Source organism: Microcystis sp. LE19-131.1A (assembly GCF_027532015.1).
GTDB lineage: Bacteria > Cyanobacteriota > Cyanobacteriia > Cyanobacteriales > Microcystaceae > Microcystis > Microcystis ichthyoblabe_A.
Window position 1 is genome coordinate 1 of record NZ_JAPZSS010000046.1, and the last position, 15,256, is coordinate 15,256.

Annotated in this window: 18 protein-coding genes and 2 pseudogenes; 4 read left to right on the plus strand and 16 right to left on the minus strand. The window is 42.5% G+C overall.

What is annotated here, in order from left to right:
• Positions 1 to 146 precede the first annotated feature (146 nt).
• From cobU to O9323_RS03840, 3 genes are all read right to left on the minus strand, one after another.
• Positions 147 to 698, minus strand: coding sequence for a bifunctional adenosylcobinamide kinase/adenosylcobinamide-phosphate guanylyltransferase (cobU, locus tag O9323_RS03830; protein WP_002755665.1), 552 nt, complete (start codon positions 696 to 698; stop codon positions 147 to 149).
• A gap of 48 nt (positions 699 to 746) precedes the next feature.
• Positions 747 to 1,124 carry a phosphomannose isomerase type II C-terminal cupin domain gene (locus tag O9323_RS03835; RefSeq protein WP_002755663.1) on the minus strand — a complete coding sequence of 126 codons (378 nt, stop codon included), beginning with the start codon at positions 1,122 to 1,124 and terminating at the stop codon, positions 747 to 749.
• Positions 1,125 to 1,189: 65 nt separating this feature from the next.
• Positions 1,190 to 2,473: a flotillin family protein gene (locus O9323_RS03840; protein WP_002755661.1), complete on the minus strand. Its 1,284-nt coding sequence runs from the start codon at positions 2,471 to 2,473 to the stop codon at positions 1,190 to 1,192.
• Between the two features lie 262 nt (positions 2,474 to 2,735).
• On the opposite strand from O9323_RS03840, the pseudogene O9323_RS03845 reads away from it, so the two are divergent.
• Positions 2,736 to 2,828: pseudogene (locus O9323_RS03845) on the plus strand (PEP-CTERM sorting domain-containing protein); the annotation flags it as partial.
• Positions 2,829 to 2,883: 55 nt separating this feature from the next.
• Here the strand turns inward: O9323_RS03845 and O9323_RS03850 are convergent.
• The 6 genes and pseudogenes from O9323_RS03850 to O9323_RS03875 form a co-directional block, all read right to left on the minus strand.
• Positions 2,884 to 3,678: a Uma2 family endonuclease gene (locus O9323_RS03850; protein WP_288124713.1), complete on the minus strand. Its 795-nt coding sequence runs from the start codon at positions 3,676 to 3,678 to the stop codon at positions 2,884 to 2,886.
• 61 nt (positions 3,679 to 3,739) lie between these two features.
• A complete protein-coding gene (locus tag O9323_RS03855) occupies positions 3,740 to 4,150 on the minus strand; it encodes a type II toxin-antitoxin system VapC family toxin (protein ID WP_002755658.1) in 411 nt (136 codons plus the stop codon).
• The gene (locus tag O9323_RS03860; protein ID WP_002749765.1) at positions 4,147 to 4,356 is read right to left on the minus strand and encodes an AbrB/MazE/SpoVT family DNA-binding domain-containing protein; all 210 of its coding nucleotides are present in this window, start codon (positions 4,354 to 4,356) and stop codon (positions 4,147 to 4,149) included. Before O9323_RS03860 ends, O9323_RS03855 begins: the two co-directional genes overlap by 4 nt.
• A 46-nt stretch (positions 4,357 to 4,402) precedes the next feature.
• Positions 4,403 to 4,828 (minus strand): annotated as a pseudogene (locus tag O9323_RS03865) (Uma2 family endonuclease); the annotation flags it as partial.
• A 274-nt stretch (positions 4,829 to 5,102) separates the two neighbouring features.
• Positions 5,103 to 5,465 (minus strand): hypothetical protein, encoded by a 363-nt coding sequence (locus tag O9323_RS03870; protein ID WP_002755654.1) that lies wholly within the window; start codon positions 5,463 to 5,465, stop codon positions 5,103 to 5,105.
• Positions 5,452 to 5,796 (minus strand): type II toxin-antitoxin system RelE/ParE family toxin, encoded by a 345-nt coding sequence (locus tag O9323_RS03875; RefSeq protein WP_002755652.1) that lies wholly within the window; start codon positions 5,794 to 5,796, stop codon positions 5,452 to 5,454. Before O9323_RS03875 ends, O9323_RS03870 begins: the two co-directional genes overlap by 14 nt.
• Before the next feature lie 253 nt (positions 5,797 to 6,049).
• Between O9323_RS03875 and O9323_RS03880 the strand changes: the two genes are divergently transcribed.
• Positions 6,050 to 7,564 carry a SagB/ThcOx family dehydrogenase gene (locus tag O9323_RS03880; protein ID WP_002755650.1) on the plus strand — a complete coding sequence of 505 codons (1,515 nt, stop codon included), beginning with the start codon at positions 6,050 to 6,052 and terminating at the stop codon, positions 7,562 to 7,564.
• Positions 7,565 to 7,658: 94 nt separating this feature from the next.
• On the opposite strand, the gene O9323_RS03885 is transcribed toward O9323_RS03880, so the two are convergent.
• The 5 genes from O9323_RS03885 to O9323_RS03905 all read right to left on the minus strand — a co-directional run bounded on the left by O9323_RS03885 (position 7,659) and on the right by O9323_RS03905 (position 11,938).
• On the minus strand, positions 7,659 to 8,576 hold the full coding sequence (locus O9323_RS03885) for a TauD/TfdA family dioxygenase (protein WP_288124714.1): 918 nt from the start codon (positions 8,574 to 8,576) through the stop codon (positions 7,659 to 7,661).
• Positions 8,573 to 9,334, minus strand: a complete 762-nt coding sequence (locus O9323_RS03890) for a class I SAM-dependent methyltransferase (RefSeq protein ID WP_002755646.1) — start codon at positions 9,332 to 9,334, stop codon at positions 8,573 to 8,575. The genes O9323_RS03885 and O9323_RS03890 overlap by 4 nt, the downstream gene beginning before the upstream one ends.
• A gap of 26 nt (positions 9,335 to 9,360) precedes the next feature.
• Positions 9,361 to 10,872: an iron-containing redox enzyme family protein gene (locus O9323_RS03895; protein ID WP_002755644.1), complete on the minus strand. Its 1,512-nt coding sequence runs from the start codon at positions 10,870 to 10,872 to the stop codon at positions 9,361 to 9,363.
• Between the two features lie 195 nt (positions 10,873 to 11,067).
• Positions 11,068 to 11,466: a DNA sulfur modification protein DndE gene (dndE, locus tag O9323_RS03900; protein WP_002735106.1), complete on the minus strand. Its 399-nt coding sequence runs from the start codon at positions 11,464 to 11,466 to the stop codon at positions 11,068 to 11,070.
• Between the two features lie 214 nt (positions 11,467 to 11,680).
• The gene (locus O9323_RS03905; RefSeq protein WP_002755642.1) at positions 11,681 to 11,938 is read right to left on the minus strand and encodes a CRR7 family NDH-1 assembly protein; all 258 of its coding nucleotides are present in this window, start codon (positions 11,936 to 11,938) and stop codon (positions 11,681 to 11,683) included.
• A gap of 82 nt (positions 11,939 to 12,020) precedes the next feature.
• Between O9323_RS03905 and O9323_RS03910 the strand changes: the two genes are divergently transcribed.
• Positions 12,021 to 13,445 carry a protein adenylyltransferase SelO gene (locus tag O9323_RS03910; RefSeq protein ID WP_502846418.1) on the plus strand — a complete coding sequence of 475 codons (1,425 nt, stop codon included), beginning with the start codon at positions 12,021 to 12,023 and terminating at the stop codon, positions 13,443 to 13,445.
• Between the two features lie 1,052 nt (positions 13,446 to 14,497).
• On the opposite strand, the gene O9323_RS03915 is transcribed toward O9323_RS03910, so the two are convergent.
• Positions 14,498 to 14,683: a hypothetical protein gene (locus O9323_RS03915; protein ID WP_288124716.1), complete on the minus strand. Its 186-nt coding sequence runs from the start codon at positions 14,681 to 14,683 to the stop codon at positions 14,498 to 14,500.
• Complete coding sequence (locus tag O9323_RS03920; RefSeq protein ID WP_004162457.1) at positions 14,658 to 14,942, minus strand: BrnT family toxin; 285 nt, start codon at positions 14,940 to 14,942, stop codon at positions 14,658 to 14,660. Before O9323_RS03920 ends, O9323_RS03915 begins: the two co-directional genes overlap by 26 nt.
• 39 nt (positions 14,943 to 14,981) lie before the next feature.
• Here O9323_RS03920 and O9323_RS03925 point away from each other — a divergent pair, with 39 nt between their 5' ends.
• Positions 14,982 to 15,149, plus strand: a complete 168-nt coding sequence (locus O9323_RS03925; protein ID WP_125732666.1) for a DUF4160 domain-containing protein — start codon at positions 14,982 to 14,984, stop codon at positions 15,147 to 15,149.
• Positions 15,150 to 15,256 lie beyond the last annotated feature (107 nt).

Consider the following 15,256-nt stretch of genomic DNA (forward strand, 5'->3'; position numbering starts at 1 on the left):
GTGTCAGTCTGTAGAGCGACCATAAGACCAGAACAGAGTAAATCTGTTAAGGCAGGTGCGAAAAATCCTTCGGGAAAGAAGCAGAAACCTAAATCGTGAGGTTTGGGAATCACCGTCCGTTTACGGCGGTGAGGATGTCAACTTCTCTATTGCCCAATTATCGACAAAGACTGACCCAATTGACTTAAATTAAGAGCATGGCCGCCGGTAACTAGATAAACCGCGTCTGCTATTGTGCCAATTCTACGACAGAGATCGCCTAAACGATCGCGAAACAGACGACCGAGGGGATAAGCGGGAACCACACCCCAACCGGTTTCTTCCGCTACCAGAATAACATCAACGGCCGCGTTTTTGAGGGAATACAAGAATCGATCGCTAATTTCTAACCATTCAGCTGCCGACATTTCTAAACAATTGGCTACCCAAGTACCGAGGGAATCGATCAATAAACAGTGAGTAAATGGGCTATTATCAATAGTTTCGCTTAATTGTCGGGGAATTTCTCGGGTTTGCCATTGGGGGGAACGTCGCTGCCGGTGTCTTTCAATGCGATCGCACCATTCTTGATCTTTTTCATCCACCGAGGAGGTGGCGATATAAATAACGGGTTTTTGGCTGATTTTGGCTAAATATTCGGCCCATTCACTTTTCCCAGAACGGGCAGCCCCTGTAACTAGGATAATTTTTTCATCCACGATCGAGATTTTGGCAAATAACTAAAGTATATACGGAAGAAAACTGTCCTATTCTGCATCATCAAAACGGTGAATATCATCATCTCCTAAATATTCGCCATTTTGCACCTCAATCATCACCAGAGGAATAGAACCGGGGTTTTCCACCCGATGACGGGTATTCATGGGAACATAGGTAGATTCTTTTTGTTTGAGGAGAGTTTCTTTTTCATCACAGATTACCCGCGCTGTACCGGAGACGACAATCCAGTGTTCACTGCGATGGTAGTGCATTTGGGTACTCATGTGATGGCCGGGTTTAATGACAATGCGATTGATGCGATACCGGGAACCTTCCTCCAATACCGTCACTGTTCCCCAGGGGGGAGTCCGCGTCATTTCTATGTCTTGGGGAGAAGGGGAGGGAGCATTAATTAAGTCATCCATGGTGGTGGTCTCCAAACTTGATTAACATTCTAGTGGACAGTAATCAGTAATCAGTAATCAGTGATTCAGGAGGGCAATTGTTTAAAATCAAAATTTGTCTCTTTACCCTTGACAGATGGCTCGGTTTGTGCTAGACGATTAGCCATTTGTACCAGATCCACTCCGGTAGCTTGACGCAATTGTTCGGCAAAGGCAGTCATTTTGGGGACAAGATTACCATCACCCCCGTCCACTACCGTCACCGTTTGCACCTGCACTTCTGGCACACTGGCGGCCATTAATTTCAGCAATAACTCCAGTTTTTGGTATAAAAAGATGTTTTTAGCGTTATTTCCCGCTCCTTGCCAAGAGGCTGCCAGTTTTTTGGTTCCTTCCGCTTGCGCTTTCCCCTGTTCGATAATTTTGGCTGCTTCCCCCCGGGCTTTTGCGATCGCTTGTTGACATTCCGCTGCCGCAGGGGCGATCACATCTGCTTGTAATTGCTGTTTCACCTGCTTAATTCGGGCAGTTTGTACCGCCACTTCTGCCTGTACTTTAGCTAAATCGGACATAACCACCGATTCTACCTCAGCAATCATGGCGCCGCGCTTAGTTTGAGTGTCGCGCACCCGTTTTTCTGCGTCAGCTTTGGCTATTTCTAAATCTTTTTGGATACGACGCAAAGCGGTTAGGCGTAGATTCTCGGAATTCTTGATAATCGATGTTTTTCGGGCTTTTGCTTCGGCTATCCGGGCATCTCTCTGTAATTCGGCTTTTTGCTTCCGTCCGATCGAATCCAGATAACGCACCTCATCGGAAATATTCTGGATCTGCAAACTATCCAAAACTAAACCCAATTTTTCCAGATCCTGTTCCGCTTCTTCTAGGAGACTTTTAGCGAAAGCAATCTGATCGGAGTTTGCTTGTTCTGGGGTTAAATTCGCCAGGACACCGCGCAAATTGCCCTCGAGGGTTTCTTTAGCCAATTGTTCGATTTCCTTGCGTTTCTTGCCCAATAAACGCTCGATCGCATTGTGAATAATCGGTTCCTCCCCGGCAATTTTAATATTCGCCACCCCGGTGACGATCAACGGCACACCGCCCTTAGAATAGGCATTAACCACCCTGAGATCGATGATCATGTTGGTCAGGTCCATTCGATACACTTGTTCTAGCATAGGTAAACGAATACTGCTGCCCCCTTTTACCAAACGATAACCGATGGTTTTGCCCGTGGCCGTGGGACGACGACTGCCGGCAAAAATTAAAACTTCACTCGGTTGACAGATGTGGTAATAGTTACGGATGACTAATAAACCCGCACCTGTCCCTAAACCGAAAACTCCCAGTAAAACAGCGATAATTTCCATAGATTTTATTACGGTCGATGCTCGGATCAAATTAACTAAATTGTATCCGTCAATTTCCAACTTTGACAGACCAGTAGTCTAGTAGGGTGTAGGTACATCGAAAATTAAAATAAGTAATGATAGAGTAAAATCCCCTAGTTTTATCTTGACTTCAATCAAATTGCTTCTAAAATCTACACATAACTTTATTCGTAGGGCAAATTATTCGATGTATGAATAATCTCAAAAAATCTCTCGGCATTTGTTGACCGTCGCTTCTTCTGCTGTGGGTGTCCCTGAACCTACGAGTGTTCTTAGTTATATCCCACTGGGCGGTTTAATGCTAGGGGGTGCTGTCCGCAAAGCGAGAAAATAATGTCCCAGAGAGAGAAGGCGGGGGTTTCCTCTCTCTTTTTTGGGGGGTTTTAGCTTCAGGTTTCAGGATCTATCCCCAATTCCCGCAATCGTGCCGCTAGTTGTTCTGCGCGTTGTTTCGCCGCAGAAGCCTCTTGTTTAGCCGCAGAAGCCTCTTGTTTAGCCGCAATTAACTCCTCATCGGCAAGGGGAATCAACTCTCCCTCCAGCGTCAACCAGCGCAACCATAGCCGCTCAATCCCCCGATAGGAACCTTGCCACAAACCCAAGCTCAATTCCAGTGGAGGAATCGGTAAGCGTCCCTCCACTAAAGCTACGGGTTGGTAATAACCACCTACCAGTTCAAACGCTTGAAGTTGGTTAGTATAGCGACTGAAAACCACATAGTAGGGAATCCGTAGAATCTGTTCATAAACTGTCCACTTAGTTGGCGGTTCCCCGGGTTGACGTAGTTCTTCTCCTAAATCTTGATTTTCCGTACCTGGAGACAATAATTCCACCACAATCGTCGGGGAAACCCCTTCCTGCCAAATCACATAGCTTAAGCGCAGGTCATGGCCATCGTAGAGACGAGGAACACCAACCACCCCAAACCAATCGGGACGCTTGTACCATTGCGGGTGTCTGACATCGTAGTAAAGGTTAAGGTCAGCGGCGCTAAAAACTAGGTCTGGTTCCCAGTTGGGAGGCTGGAAAGTCAGCAGTAATAACTGAGGTTGTAATAGGTGAAATTCGTCAGGCAAACCGGGTTCCAGTGGATTGTCGCTAGGTAAATCATACATCGTCGGCAAGGATTGCCGGGGGGAAAGGGGAGGGTCAGATTGAGGAATGGTGAAGCTAGGTGTAGTCATAATTTTATTTGAGAAAACGGGTTTCTGAAATAAACCCGTCTTTTGGGGAGCATCCTGCACGCTAGGGTAATTTCTGAAACCCGGCTTGCAGGAAATGATTATCTAAGCTGAGAGCCGTGAAAATGCGGCGGTTTTCCATCAGGATAAATGAGAGACAATCAGTCAGAGAGTAAGATTTATCTTGATATTTTTGAAAATATTGCCAACCTCGGTCGAACAAATCTCGGTCAATTTCTATTAATTCGATGTCGGGACTTTCCCGCAGCCGCTTCCCAATTTCAACCGCTTTACCGTGAAGATTTCGACTGTTAAAAAAGGTGACAGTTTCATCAAAGACATAAGTGGTAGTCACCAAAAAGGGTTTAGACAGGGCGAGAGTAAGCCAGTTTTGTAGGACTTGCTCATGAGCATCTTCATTTGCTATTTCTAGGGCAATGATATAGCTGGTATCGAGGAAATAGCTCTTGTTCATTGTCCGTAGAGGTAGCGGTCGTGGTGAATTGCCCCGTCTTTGACCTCACATTCGACCGGATTCTTGCCTAAATCCCAGATTGAGGTCTGGCGGGGGGCGGGGGTAATAATAATTTGACCTTCTTGTTGAATTAATTCGACTTCTTGGCTTTCGCCCAATAATTCTTTAGGAATTAGCAATCCTTCCTCTGTGACTTTTAATTTCATCCTATTCTCCTTTTCGGGTTTGATAATAGCTTGATTTTGACATATTAGTTGGCGGTTCCCCGGGTTGGCGTAGTTCTTCTCCTAAATCTTGATTTTCCGTACCTGGAGACAATAATTCCACCACAATCGTCGGGGAAACCCCTTCCTGCCAAATCACATAGCTTAAGCGCAGGTCATGGCCATCGTAGGGACGAGGAACACCAACCACCCCAAACCAATCGGGACGCTTGTACCATTGAGGGTGTCTGACATTGTAGTAAAGGTTAAGGTCAGCGGCGCTAAAAACTAGGTCTGGTTCCCAGTTGGGAGGCTGGAAAGTCAGCAGTAATAACTGAGGTTGTAATAGGTGAAATTCGTCAGGCAAACCGGGTTCCAGTGGATTGTCACTAGGTAAATCGTACATCGTCGGCAAGGATTGCCGGGGGGAAAGGGGAGGGTCAGATTGGGGAATGGTGAAGCTAGGTGTAGTCATTTCAGTTATCAGTTATCAGTTATCAGTTACCACTCAGACCTCTCAAACATTGTAGTTTTGTAGGTTGGGTTGAGGAACGAAACCCAACAGCCAACCGCCAAATCTGTCTGAATCGGCGATCACTATTTTGACTCTCTCGTTTGTTGGGTTTCCTTGCGTCAACCCAACCTAGAATAATTGCTATACATATACAATTATCAATAGTAATGATAGAATAAAATCCGTGAAATATTGTTGGACTATCAATTTGTAATCAAAAAACCCAAACTACAAACTACACTGTAATCTTGATTGAACCAACAGCGTCATTTTCATGATTTATTTCTGGCATTTTTGGAGCGATCTTTATCGTTAATTTCAATCCTAAAGCTTGAAGCCAAGAGGTTAGTTGATTCATGGCTTCAGGTGCAGGTTTTTGCATTAGTTCTTCCAATTGCTGCGCCTGAATTTTCATTTGTTCTGGTGTTAGATTTTGAGGTCCAAGGGCTTCTAGGACGTGATTGAACGCAAGTCTGAGTAATTCTGATTCAAATCCATATTCATCTCCCTCGAGATGAGTTTCCAGATAAATTGCTGCATAATGGGAATCTTTAAGAGATTCGATCAGGGAATCATGATAACTATCACTGACTGGCATTTTCTCGGCTCCTATAGTCTTGCCAATATTTTTGAGCTATTTCAATGTCTTTAGCTTGCGTTTTTTTATCTCCTCCACACAGGAGTAAGATAATCGTTGTTCCGATTTGTCCAAAGTAAACGCGATAACCAGAACCATAGTCTATTCGTAGTTCATAAACTCCTGCTCCTACTGATTTATAATCCCCTAAGTTACCTAAATTAACCCGGTTTAGGCGTTGAGCAATTTTAGTTTTAGCCTTAATATCCCGCAAAGAATCGAGCCATTGGGCAAAGGGAACTTTGCCGTCACTGGTAACATAACGTCGAATTTCTCTGGGTTGAGCCGCCATGGGATAATTATAGCAGTTATACTATTTTTCTAAAGTAATGGCAGGTATGGTTAATTACCCTCACCCCCAACCCCCCACCCCCCTTATCAAGGGTAGGGTTGATTCATAAATCAACCCTACCCGACATCGTAGAGCAGGGGGGGGTGGGAGAGGGGAGTATTTAGAAAACGGGTTTCTTTCATAAATCCGTTTTCTAAATAGAGGTGGGAGTATGTCAAACTAAAAAGTAAAGCTTAGACAGCCTATCTTTATCATGCCAGATCAGCCAATCTCGATCGCCCAATACTACCACGAGCGTACCAAATACGACCCCCAGACGATCGCCTCAAAAAGTAAAGGTCTTGATTGGAGTCAACAACCCCATCCCTTCAAAGAATACAAAATCGGTCAGACGTTCGATCTCAAACCCTACCTCTCCCGTCAAATGGTTCCCCAAAAAGGAGACTTTTGGCGACGTATATCGCGAATTTTGGGCTGTAGCTATGGGTTAACTGCCAAAATCGCCACTATGGGGAGTCCCTTGTACCTACGTTCCGCACCCTCTGCTGGTGGATTATACCCCGCCGAGGTCTATCTGATCTCCCGTGGCACGGAATTTTTACCCGCCGGTCTCTACAGTTACCAAGGTCAAAGTCACTCGCTGCTTTTATTCTGGGAAAGTGATGTCTGGACCAACCTACAATCTGCTTGTTTCTGGAATCCTGTTTTAGAAAATACCGATATCGCTGTAGTTACCAGTGCCATTTTTTATCGGTCTGCTTGGCGCTACGAAGATCGAGCTTATCGGCGGATTTTCCTCGATACAGGGCATTTATTGGGCAATATTGAGCTATCAGCCTCGATTAATGACTATCGCGCCCATTTAATCGGTGGTTTTAACGATATCCAGATGAATGAATTGCTTTATCTCGATTCCGAGAAAGAAAGTGTCATGACGGTGATTCCTTTGGCAGATCTGCTCAATATCCGGCAAAATCTCCCCCATAGTACCACGGCACTCCCTTCGGCAACCACGACTCTTTATCCCGAAATTCCCGAGGGAGAATTATTAAACTCCCTACACCGAGCCACTATCATAGCCACAGATGAGAAGATAGAAGCAAATATTACCCCCTCTAATTGGGAAGATAAATATAATTTTCCTTTTTGTCTAAAAGTTTCGGTGACATCTCGTCCCGTCAATTGGGGGGAAGATTTAGTCGATCTGGAAAGTACGATTCTTAAACGCAGATCTACCCGCGCTTATAGTGGTGCTAGTCTCAGTTTAGACGAATTGCGAGCGCTGCTGGATTTCACCTATCAACCCCAAGATTATGCCGGCCAAAATCTCGATCCCAATCCCGATTATTTTGCTCTGGATTTATTGGAAACTTTTATCGCTGTTTCGGCAGTAACTGGATTAGAGGAAGGCTGTTATTATTATGCTCCTAAAGCCCAAGAATTGCGGCAAATTCGCTTTAAAAATTTCCGGCAAGAGTTACATTATCTCTGTTTAGGTCAGGATTTGGGACGGGATGCGGCTGCTGTGGTTTTTCATACGGCGGATCTGGCAAAAGCAGTGGCTAAATACGGCGATCGAGTCTATCGTTATCTTCATGCAGATGCGGGCCATTTGGGACAGAGATTAAATTTAGCGGCTATTCATCTGGGGTTAGGGGTTAGTGGTATCGGTGGTTTTTTCGATGATCAAGTTAATGAAGTGTTAGGAATTCCCTCCGATGAAGCAGTTATCTATATCACTACTTTAGGCCGACCAAAAGTTTTTTAAGGTGAGTTTGAACCCCTGAAGGGGTGACAAGGAGGCATCTGTCATCGTACTCTGTACCTTGACAGATGCACTTTCTCGCTGGGACGTATTTTGTTTAAAGGTTAATCCAACTACGCACCATTTGTCGAGGTTTTCCTGAATTTTTAAAAGCGGTTCTATTGTGGCATAAAAAGCGATTATTAACGTAAAATATATCACCTTTTTTCATTTTGAAGCGGACTGTATTTTCCGGTTCTGAAAAAAAGTTGTCGATGATGTCAAGTGTTTTTGTGATAGCTTCCGGTTGCGCTATTTCTAGTTTGGAGTAAGCAACTTCAATCCAGTACCGCATATAACGAAAAACCAGACCCCGAGAATCTGTTGAGAATAAGGGGAAATTATTCTTTTGAATAGCTTCTTGAGAATTAATCTCTCCAGGTGTAATCACATCGCGCGCCAAAGGTTCGTAAAGATAGGGAACTAGGTCTGTATGGTGTTGCCAGAAATATTGATACAAATTGGCGGCGTTTACTACCAGGGAATCTCCTCCCTCATCCGCGGCAGCAAGACACAGTAAGCCAACAATATCAGGGAAGTAGTTTTTGGCTGTACTATCGGTATGATAGCCAGTTTCTGCATTCGTCATCGAAACGGGTATAGCTTCTTTAGTGTAATCCATTCCTCGATCGATTACATCAAAAAAATAGCCATAGCGGTGGTTTAGCAGTCCAAAAATGCGAGAAATAAAAGCATAAATTAACCGCATTTCTATTTCTGTTAATTCCGGTTCTAATCGGAAAATAATTATGCCTGGTTTCTGGAGCAATTTCTCACGAAACGGCAGGAAAAAGTCAAGATTTTTATTAACTGTTTGCCGTCCTATTTCGTTGGGTTTGTCAAGCCATCTCTGATTGCTTGTTTTTAGTAAATCTGAGACTAATGATTCTGGTACATGAAAAAATAGTTGAGAAGGATCAGGCAATTTTTTCCAAGTCAGTAATGAAATATTAGGATCAGAAATCGGTATAATCATTTTTGAATCTTGAAGGCAACGTGAAGGGGAAGGTCAATGAGCGGAGTAAAAAATTCTGGGTCTAGTTCTAAATGTTCCTGATTAATTTTTAGTTCATAAACTTCTGGCATTTTTGTGAATGCTGCTAAACGAAGAGATGTGAAGTAATCTTCCATAGTTTTATGAACACATTGCACGGCGACGGCTTTTCTATCTCGGCGCCAAATCTCACCGGGGAATAATTGATCGCGTCCAGAAAAATAGCCAGCTTTCGGTTTAAAATAAAAGGGAAACTTATCTTTTTTCAGAAAAGGTAAAGAGGGATGGGGGACGGCGAACAGGAAATAGCCACCGAATTTCAAAAGTTGGTAGGCTTTCTGCAGCGTGCTAATAGTTTCTGAAACATTTAAGTAGTTGAACAGAAACATAGCCAGAACTAAATCGTATTGTTCGGACTCAGTGACCGCAAAATCACGAATATCACCAGCTTCATAGGAAGCATTAGTAATCTGATGCTCGTTTTTTTGAATCAAGGCCTGCTCGATCATTTGCGATGAAATATCAATCCCATGAACATATTGAGCGCCTCGGTTAATTAACTCTCTTCCTACATAACCTTCCCCACAGCCTAGATCTAATATATTCTTGTTGACAATCGGTTCACATAAATCAATGACAAAGGGACGTGCAGAGTAATCAGAAAGCAAAATCGGTTCTACTCGTTTCCAGTCTCCTGCGCTTTCGTCGTAAAGTTTTTTGGTTTCTTGTGTTGCTTTCATACCTATCTAACGTGATAAAATTTGCACTAATTTTGTTTTAGTCTAGCACTGTGTAAGTAATTACCCATAAAACTTTTACCAGTTAATCCAAAATCAGCTATCGCCAGAAAAATTAGCTCTTCTTCTCCTAAGTTCACAGATTGATGCACACACCAACGGGGAATAACAGCAAAAGTACCCGATTCGACTTCGTTTTCGTATTGATCAACAATAACTTTTCCTTGACCCTGAAGAAATACAAATACGGTTTCATGTGCGTGTTTGTGCATTTCATTCGCCTTTCCTGGCTTGACTATAACTAGGCGTGCATCTAAAACTTCTAGAGCAAATGGCAGGCGAAATACGTTAAAATCAATATTGAGTTTATCAACCTTATTGTTGTACAAAGCCTCTAAGTTGCTGGCCCTGATTGTTGAAATAAGCTCTTTACCTTCTTGGACATGAGTTAGGCTTTTTTGTTCATTAATTTTTTCGGTCAATGCTCCCAGTCGCAGCGTTTGAAAATCATGGTAAAGTTGTGATGCAAGCCTTAATATTGTTGGAGAGCATTGGCATTCACCAGATGGATTTTCAAGCCAATCTAGCAAGTTCAGAACTTCTTCCCTGTGCTTTTCCCTTTGCATCCCGTATAGCAAAAGTGAACTCAATCCGGGTAGTAGTTTTTCCCCTGGAACAGTAGATAAGTCTTCCGTCAATCCAATCCGCACATCATTGATTTGATGCAATAAAAGTTCCTGTTCCTGATTAGACAGCCTTTTGCCTTTAATCATTTTAGTCAAAAGCGTAACAATCTTGAGTTGGTCTGATGATATCAAAGATTTATCTAGTGCCAACGCACGTTCATACATATTGTCCCAGTAAGCAGCACGTAGATTTAAGGCTTTTAACATTCCTTTGCGTAATTCCAGAACAGCTTGTTCGCTTTCGCTGGCTAATTCCCTAGCAATCTCAACTAAAGTTAAGCTGTGTTCATCCTCCACTTCTGTATGTAAAGGAAAAAATACATATTGCTCCAAGGATAATGATGTATGGTTTTTAATCGCTTCAATAATGTGTTTGTAGATAAATTTAACCACAGATTCAGTCCCTAAACCTATGGCTCCAATAGCTTCGAGTGGACTTCCATTCTGGAGCAGCGATAAGAATGATTCACGCCAGATTTCTACTTCAACACAAGGCTTTTGCGTGCTATCTACTCCCATAGCTTCTTGAAAACGCTTGAATAACTGTGGGTGAGGAATTTCCTGTACCCACTCGTCTTTAATACCTAATTTACGGATTGCTTCCAGATATTCATCCTGTAGATGTCCGGTTTCTTCAGCTAAGTTCTCCAGCAGGTGATTTCGATGAGTGGGATTTTCTAGCTTTGATATTACTGCTGTTAAATAGCGGGAAAACCAGTCACTATAAGCTCCGTATTGACTGGCAAAATCTTTCAGAACTTCATCAATATGTTGAAATTCTCCTTTTTCTAAAGCAAGTAAATACGGGTGATTAATTGCTCGATGGCTTAGTGCTTCCTTGATTAAGTTTTCCATTTTTTCTCATTCCCCGATAGCCGCCCCTTTTTAAATACTATCACAAAATTGGCCAATTGTCGATAGCGTTTGAGATGCGCTCATTCTGGGTTAAATATAACCAGGCTGACAGTTTTCCTTCGGGTTATCTCAGAAGGATTAAGTATAAACCACAGAGGCACAAAGAACACAGAGAGGAAGATAGAGTGTTCTTGATTAAGATTCTCTGAGATTTTCCCTCTCTAATTCGATTAAATTATCGATTTTTTTTAGCTTGGCATCCCCAGCAAGATAACCGATCCCGCGATGTAAATGTAAGCGAAATTGTTGAGTTAGAGTTTCTTTATCGGTTCCTAATCCGTCTTGATGACAACGTTGTTTGAGGGCAATTAAGAAAATATCGGCCATTTCTCCCCCGAATACTTTCCAAGATAATTCTACATTGCTATCGGCAGGAATGGGAACGGGAGAGGGGAGACTCGGTTCAGCAAGGGAACGACAAAAAGCCCAACGACAGAGGATATTCCATTGGTCAATTTTGGTGTAGCGTTTTAATTTTATGAGGCTATCTTTGGCGGTTTGAGATAGTCGAAAACGTTCGATCGGTGATTCCATAATCTATAATTTTACCTCGCTCTGACTGATGATAGAATAGTTAGTCCTTCTCAATCCTGTTTAATAGGAGAGTGGAAAGTGCGGTCACTCCTCATCTTACAAAGACAGTGATCGCTTTTACTTTTGATATTCTGATGGGAGAATAAAACAGCCCTACTTGATAAAGGGAGTGTCTGACAGTTTTTAACACCTAACTACTTAATAATGGGTTTCCTTATTTTTCCAAACGGACCACATACCATTGTAGATAACCCTCCTCACCCAGGTCTAACTCGCAGTAATTATCGCGCAGATAGAGAGCTTTTTCCTCAAAACTAGAGAATTTTGCCAATTGTCGAGGACAAATCTCCGGTTTTGCGGCGATTAAATCTTTTAACTTATCGCGTAACTGGTCGGGAGTCTGGAATTGTTCAGGTTGATCGGCCTCAAGGACAAGAAAATAGTCCCCTTGATACATAATAGAATCGGGCATCGCTGTTTGATAGTCTCAGTAGGAAAATTTTTTGGCTATCTTTATCACTTTATCGCCTCAACGCTCGATCGACACCACCACTATGACAGACCATCTCACCAATCCCTTTCTCAGTCTCCCTTACGAAAGCGCCATGCAGGACTTGGGAGACCAATACTACGATCAAGTTGCGGCTGCGGATTTTCCCAGTCATATCCTTCGTTTTCGCAATGATGCTTTATTACCTTTGGTGAGAATTCAGCCAGAATTAACCTTAGATGAGCATTTTATCGAGGCTTTTGGTAAATTTCAATCCCTGACCCCTTTTTTAGCCCTGCGTTACCACGGTTATCAATTTGGCGAGTATAATCCTTTTTTGGGAGATGGTCGCGGTTTTCTCTACGGTCAAGTTAGGGGTATTGATGGCAAATTATACGATTTTGGTACGAAAGGATCGGGACGGACCCCCTATTCCCGTCATGCGGACGGTAGGTTAACTCTCAAGGGTGGAGTTAGAGAAGTCTTAGCCGGGGAAGCTTTACGCGGTTTAGGGGTGAATACCTCTCGCTGTTTGAGTTTGGTGGAAACGGGGGAACCCCTCTGGCGTGGTGATGAACCTTCCCCGACGCGATCTTCGGTGATGATTCGAGTTAGTAATTCTCATATTCGTTTCGGGACTTTTGAGCGTTTATTTCATATTAAACGTGCCGATTTAATTAAAAGACTCCTCGATCATGTGATTATTTATTATTATCCTGAAATCGATCCCCAAGATAGCGATCGCTATTTAAAATTTTACGATGTTTTGATTGAAAGAACCGCTAAATTAGCAGCCCAATGGATGTCCGCAGGTTTTTGTCATGGGGTTCTCAATACCGATAATATGTCAATTACTGGGGAAAGTTTTGATTATGGTCCATACGCTTTTATTCCTTACTATAACCCCCAATTTACGGCGGCCTATTTCGACTACGGTGGTCGTTATAGTTACGGTAATCAGCCTTTTATCTGTCGTTTAAATCTAGAGTTACTGCAATCTCCCCTGGCCATGGTTGTCTCCTTGTTAGAGTTAGATATGGCCTTGGCTAACTATGACCAGCACTACAATTTTTATTATCAAAAAATGATGCTTAAAAAGTTAGGTTTTGAGGATATTTTTACTCCCGAATCTGCTTTACTGGTTAGCAAAACTGTGGAAGTTCTCCAAGAAACTGGCCTCGGTTATCACGACTTTTTCTATCAATTAAGTGAACAATTTAATTACGGTTGGCGAGAAAATAGTTCTCTAATTCTTGAAAATATGGATTTACCGAAAGCTGATTGGCAACGTTGGCGAGAGTTATATAGTTTGGTCTTAAATCAATTACCCCCAGATTCCTTGTCTCAAATTGACGACACTTTAACGCATTATAATCCTAAAACCGCTTTACTTAGACCGCTAATCGAATCGGTTTGGGAAGCAATTACCTCTAAAGACGATTGGCAACCTTTCCAGGAATTAGTGATAAAATTACAAAATAAACAGTAATTAAGTAATAAGTAGTGATCAAAATTAATTCCTTGGTTAGGAGAGGCAAGAGGTGGTTAGATATGTGTAATTAATTATCTCTAGCTACTTATTTAGGTCATTTCCTGAAATGCGTTGGACAAAAATTGACCAGACTTGGCGATCGATGTTTACCTTCTAACCATTAAGAGTGCCAAAATAATAGTAAAGTTTTGTGACAAAGTGCAGTCAGCTCTAAGAATCTTTGCTAGAATCCTAGAAGGATTCTGTGATCAGTCTCGTTAAAAGAGATTGTTTGCAGTAAACTAATCTGGCTAACAGGTTTTTGGGGCTAATATAGGGAAGGTTTCTTGCGATTGCACCCAATAGTTGACTTGTAAGAAGGAGAAGTACAACAAATGATGAGAATTGGGAAGTACAACAAATTTGGATTGATTGTGGGAATGGTTTCATTGGCCGTGATCCTGAGTTTCTTGACCATCTTCAATGGTTCAGATTTTGCTCTTGCTCAAGCTTCCCGAACAAAGCTGTGTAGTGTTTTTGTTCCTGACAATTGGCGAGATACGATTTCAGTTCCATCGGGTTGGAATTCTGGCACTTGTCAGTCTTATGCAAGATCAGTAGGTGCAACGTTTTACCAACTTGGCTGCGGTTTTAGCAATTCCTTCTCGTTAGGAGCAGAGAACGGAGGCACTCCAAACCCTAACTGTGGTTGGTAGCATCGCCGTAGGGTGCGTTCCCTAATCTGACTCCTACTGCTCCACTGATCGATTTTGGGAACGCACCATGTACATTGATTGAAGTTGTGAGTCTAAGTGCGATGCCGCTCTTGTGGTCTTAGTGCGATCGCCGATCTTGTAGGGTGCGTTCCCTAATGGGGGTCTTACTGCTCCAACGATCGATTTTTGGGAACGTACCATGCACATTGATTAAAGATGTGAGTCTAAGTGCGATGCCGCTCTTGTGGGGTGCGGAAACGCGCGTGTAACGCACCTTTTTCAAGTTAGCTATAATGTTGGTTAGACAATGCTCTTATGAGCATATTGTTCAACCAGTAATTCAATGATTTTTTTCTAAGGAATTTGTTTTCGATCTGCTTGAGATTTAAAGAAGCTTACACTTTCTTCTGTTAATTCTAATGTTACTTGATTAGTTTTGATTTTACCTTTAGGAACTAACTGGTCTGGGGGCGGTAAAAAATCTTTAACGACTCGTCCCAGTTCCATTGGTTCATCAGTATAAGTTATTTTGCTGTTCATATAGTTTACGTCCTTTTCGCCAATAACCAGCTCCAAAAATTCTAACTTTTCCTTCCCGGTAAGTAAAGCGTACTGTGATAATTCCTTCATTAACTTGCCCCATACAGTAAAATCGATTTTCTTCTTGACTGTGAGCCAGATCTTGTGCGATAACTCTGTTGGGATCAAAAAATGCGTATTGGGCTAATTCAAAGGAAACATCATGTTTCTGTTGGTTTAAACGATTTTTATCTTCATCCCATTCAAAGCTTTCATCCATAAGCGGAGTTGATCAGCCTAATCACTATGATTTTAACATATCAAGAGGGATAAGCAAATTGCGAAATTTTGTCTCGCTCCCGTCTTCCTAGAAAAGAACCAAGGCTTTAAAGAACATGAGTTGAATCAAATTGATCGGCTGGTGATAGAACATCAAACAACATTACTCGATACATGTTTTGGGGAACGCACCATGCCCATGTATTAAAGCTGTGAGTTTAAGTAGGGGTTGCTGAATAATGGTAAAACCCTTTTAAAATAAGGCTTTTGACCTGTTAAAATCCGATGTTAGTGCTGCGAAAATCGGATTGAGAC

Bases quoted from the DNA above. Each gene is read 5' to 3' on its own strand.
- O9323_RS03860 (WP_002749765.1), bottom strand. From the start codon at position 4,356: ATGAAATTAAAAGTCACAGAGGAAGGATTGCTAATTCCTAAAGAATTA.
- O9323_RS03915 (WP_288124716.1), bottom strand. From the start codon at position 14,683: ATGAACAGCAAAATAACTTATACTGATGAACCAATGGAACTGGGACGA.
- O9323_RS03875 (WP_002755652.1), bottom strand. From the start codon at position 5,796: ATGGCGGCTCAACCCAGAGAAATTCGACGTTATGTTACCAGTGACGGC.
- dndE (WP_002735106.1), bottom strand. From the start codon at position 11,466: ATGGAATCACCGATCGAACGTTTTCGACTATCTCAAACCGCCAAAGAT.
- O9323_RS03850 (WP_288124713.1), bottom strand. From the start codon at position 3,678: ATGACTACACCTAGCTTCACCATTCCTCAATCTGACCCTCCCCTTTCC.
- O9323_RS03835 (WP_002755663.1), bottom strand. From the start codon at position 1,124: ATGGATGACTTAATTAATGCTCCCTCCCCTTCTCCCCAAGACATAGAA.
- O9323_RS03885 (WP_288124714.1), bottom strand. From the start codon at position 8,576: ATGATTATACCGATTTCTGATCCTAATATTTCATTACTGACTTGGAAA.
- O9323_RS03840 (WP_002755661.1), bottom strand. From the start codon at position 2,473: ATGGAAATTATCGCTGTTTTACTGGGAGTTTTCGGTTTAGGGACAGGT.
- O9323_RS03910 (WP_502846418.1), top strand. From the start codon at position 12,021: ATGACAGACCATCTCACCAATCCCTTTCTCAGTCTCCCTTACGAAAGC.
- O9323_RS03880 (WP_002755650.1), top strand. From the start codon at position 6,050: ATGCCAGATCAGCCAATCTCGATCGCCCAATACTACCACGAGCGTACC.
- O9323_RS03870 (WP_002755654.1), bottom strand. From the start codon at position 5,465: ATGCCAGTCAGTGATAGTTATCATGATTCCCTGATCGAATCTCTTAAA.
- O9323_RS03920 (WP_004162457.1), bottom strand. From the start codon at position 14,942: ATGGATGAAAGCTTTGAATGGGATGAAGATAAAAATCGTTTAAACCAA.
- O9323_RS03905 (WP_002755642.1), bottom strand. From the start codon at position 11,938: ATGCCCGATTCTATTATGTATCAAGGGGACTATTTTCTTGTCCTTGAG.
- O9323_RS03890 (WP_002755646.1), bottom strand. From the start codon at position 9,334: ATGAAAGCAACACAAGAAACCAAAAAACTTTACGACGAAAGCGCAGGA.
- O9323_RS03895 (WP_002755644.1), bottom strand. From the start codon at position 10,872: ATGGAAAACTTAATCAAGGAAGCACTAAGCCATCGAGCAATTAATCAC.
- O9323_RS03855 (WP_002755658.1), bottom strand. From the start codon at position 4,150: ATGAACAAGAGCTATTTCCTCGATACCAGCTATATCATTGCCCTAGAA.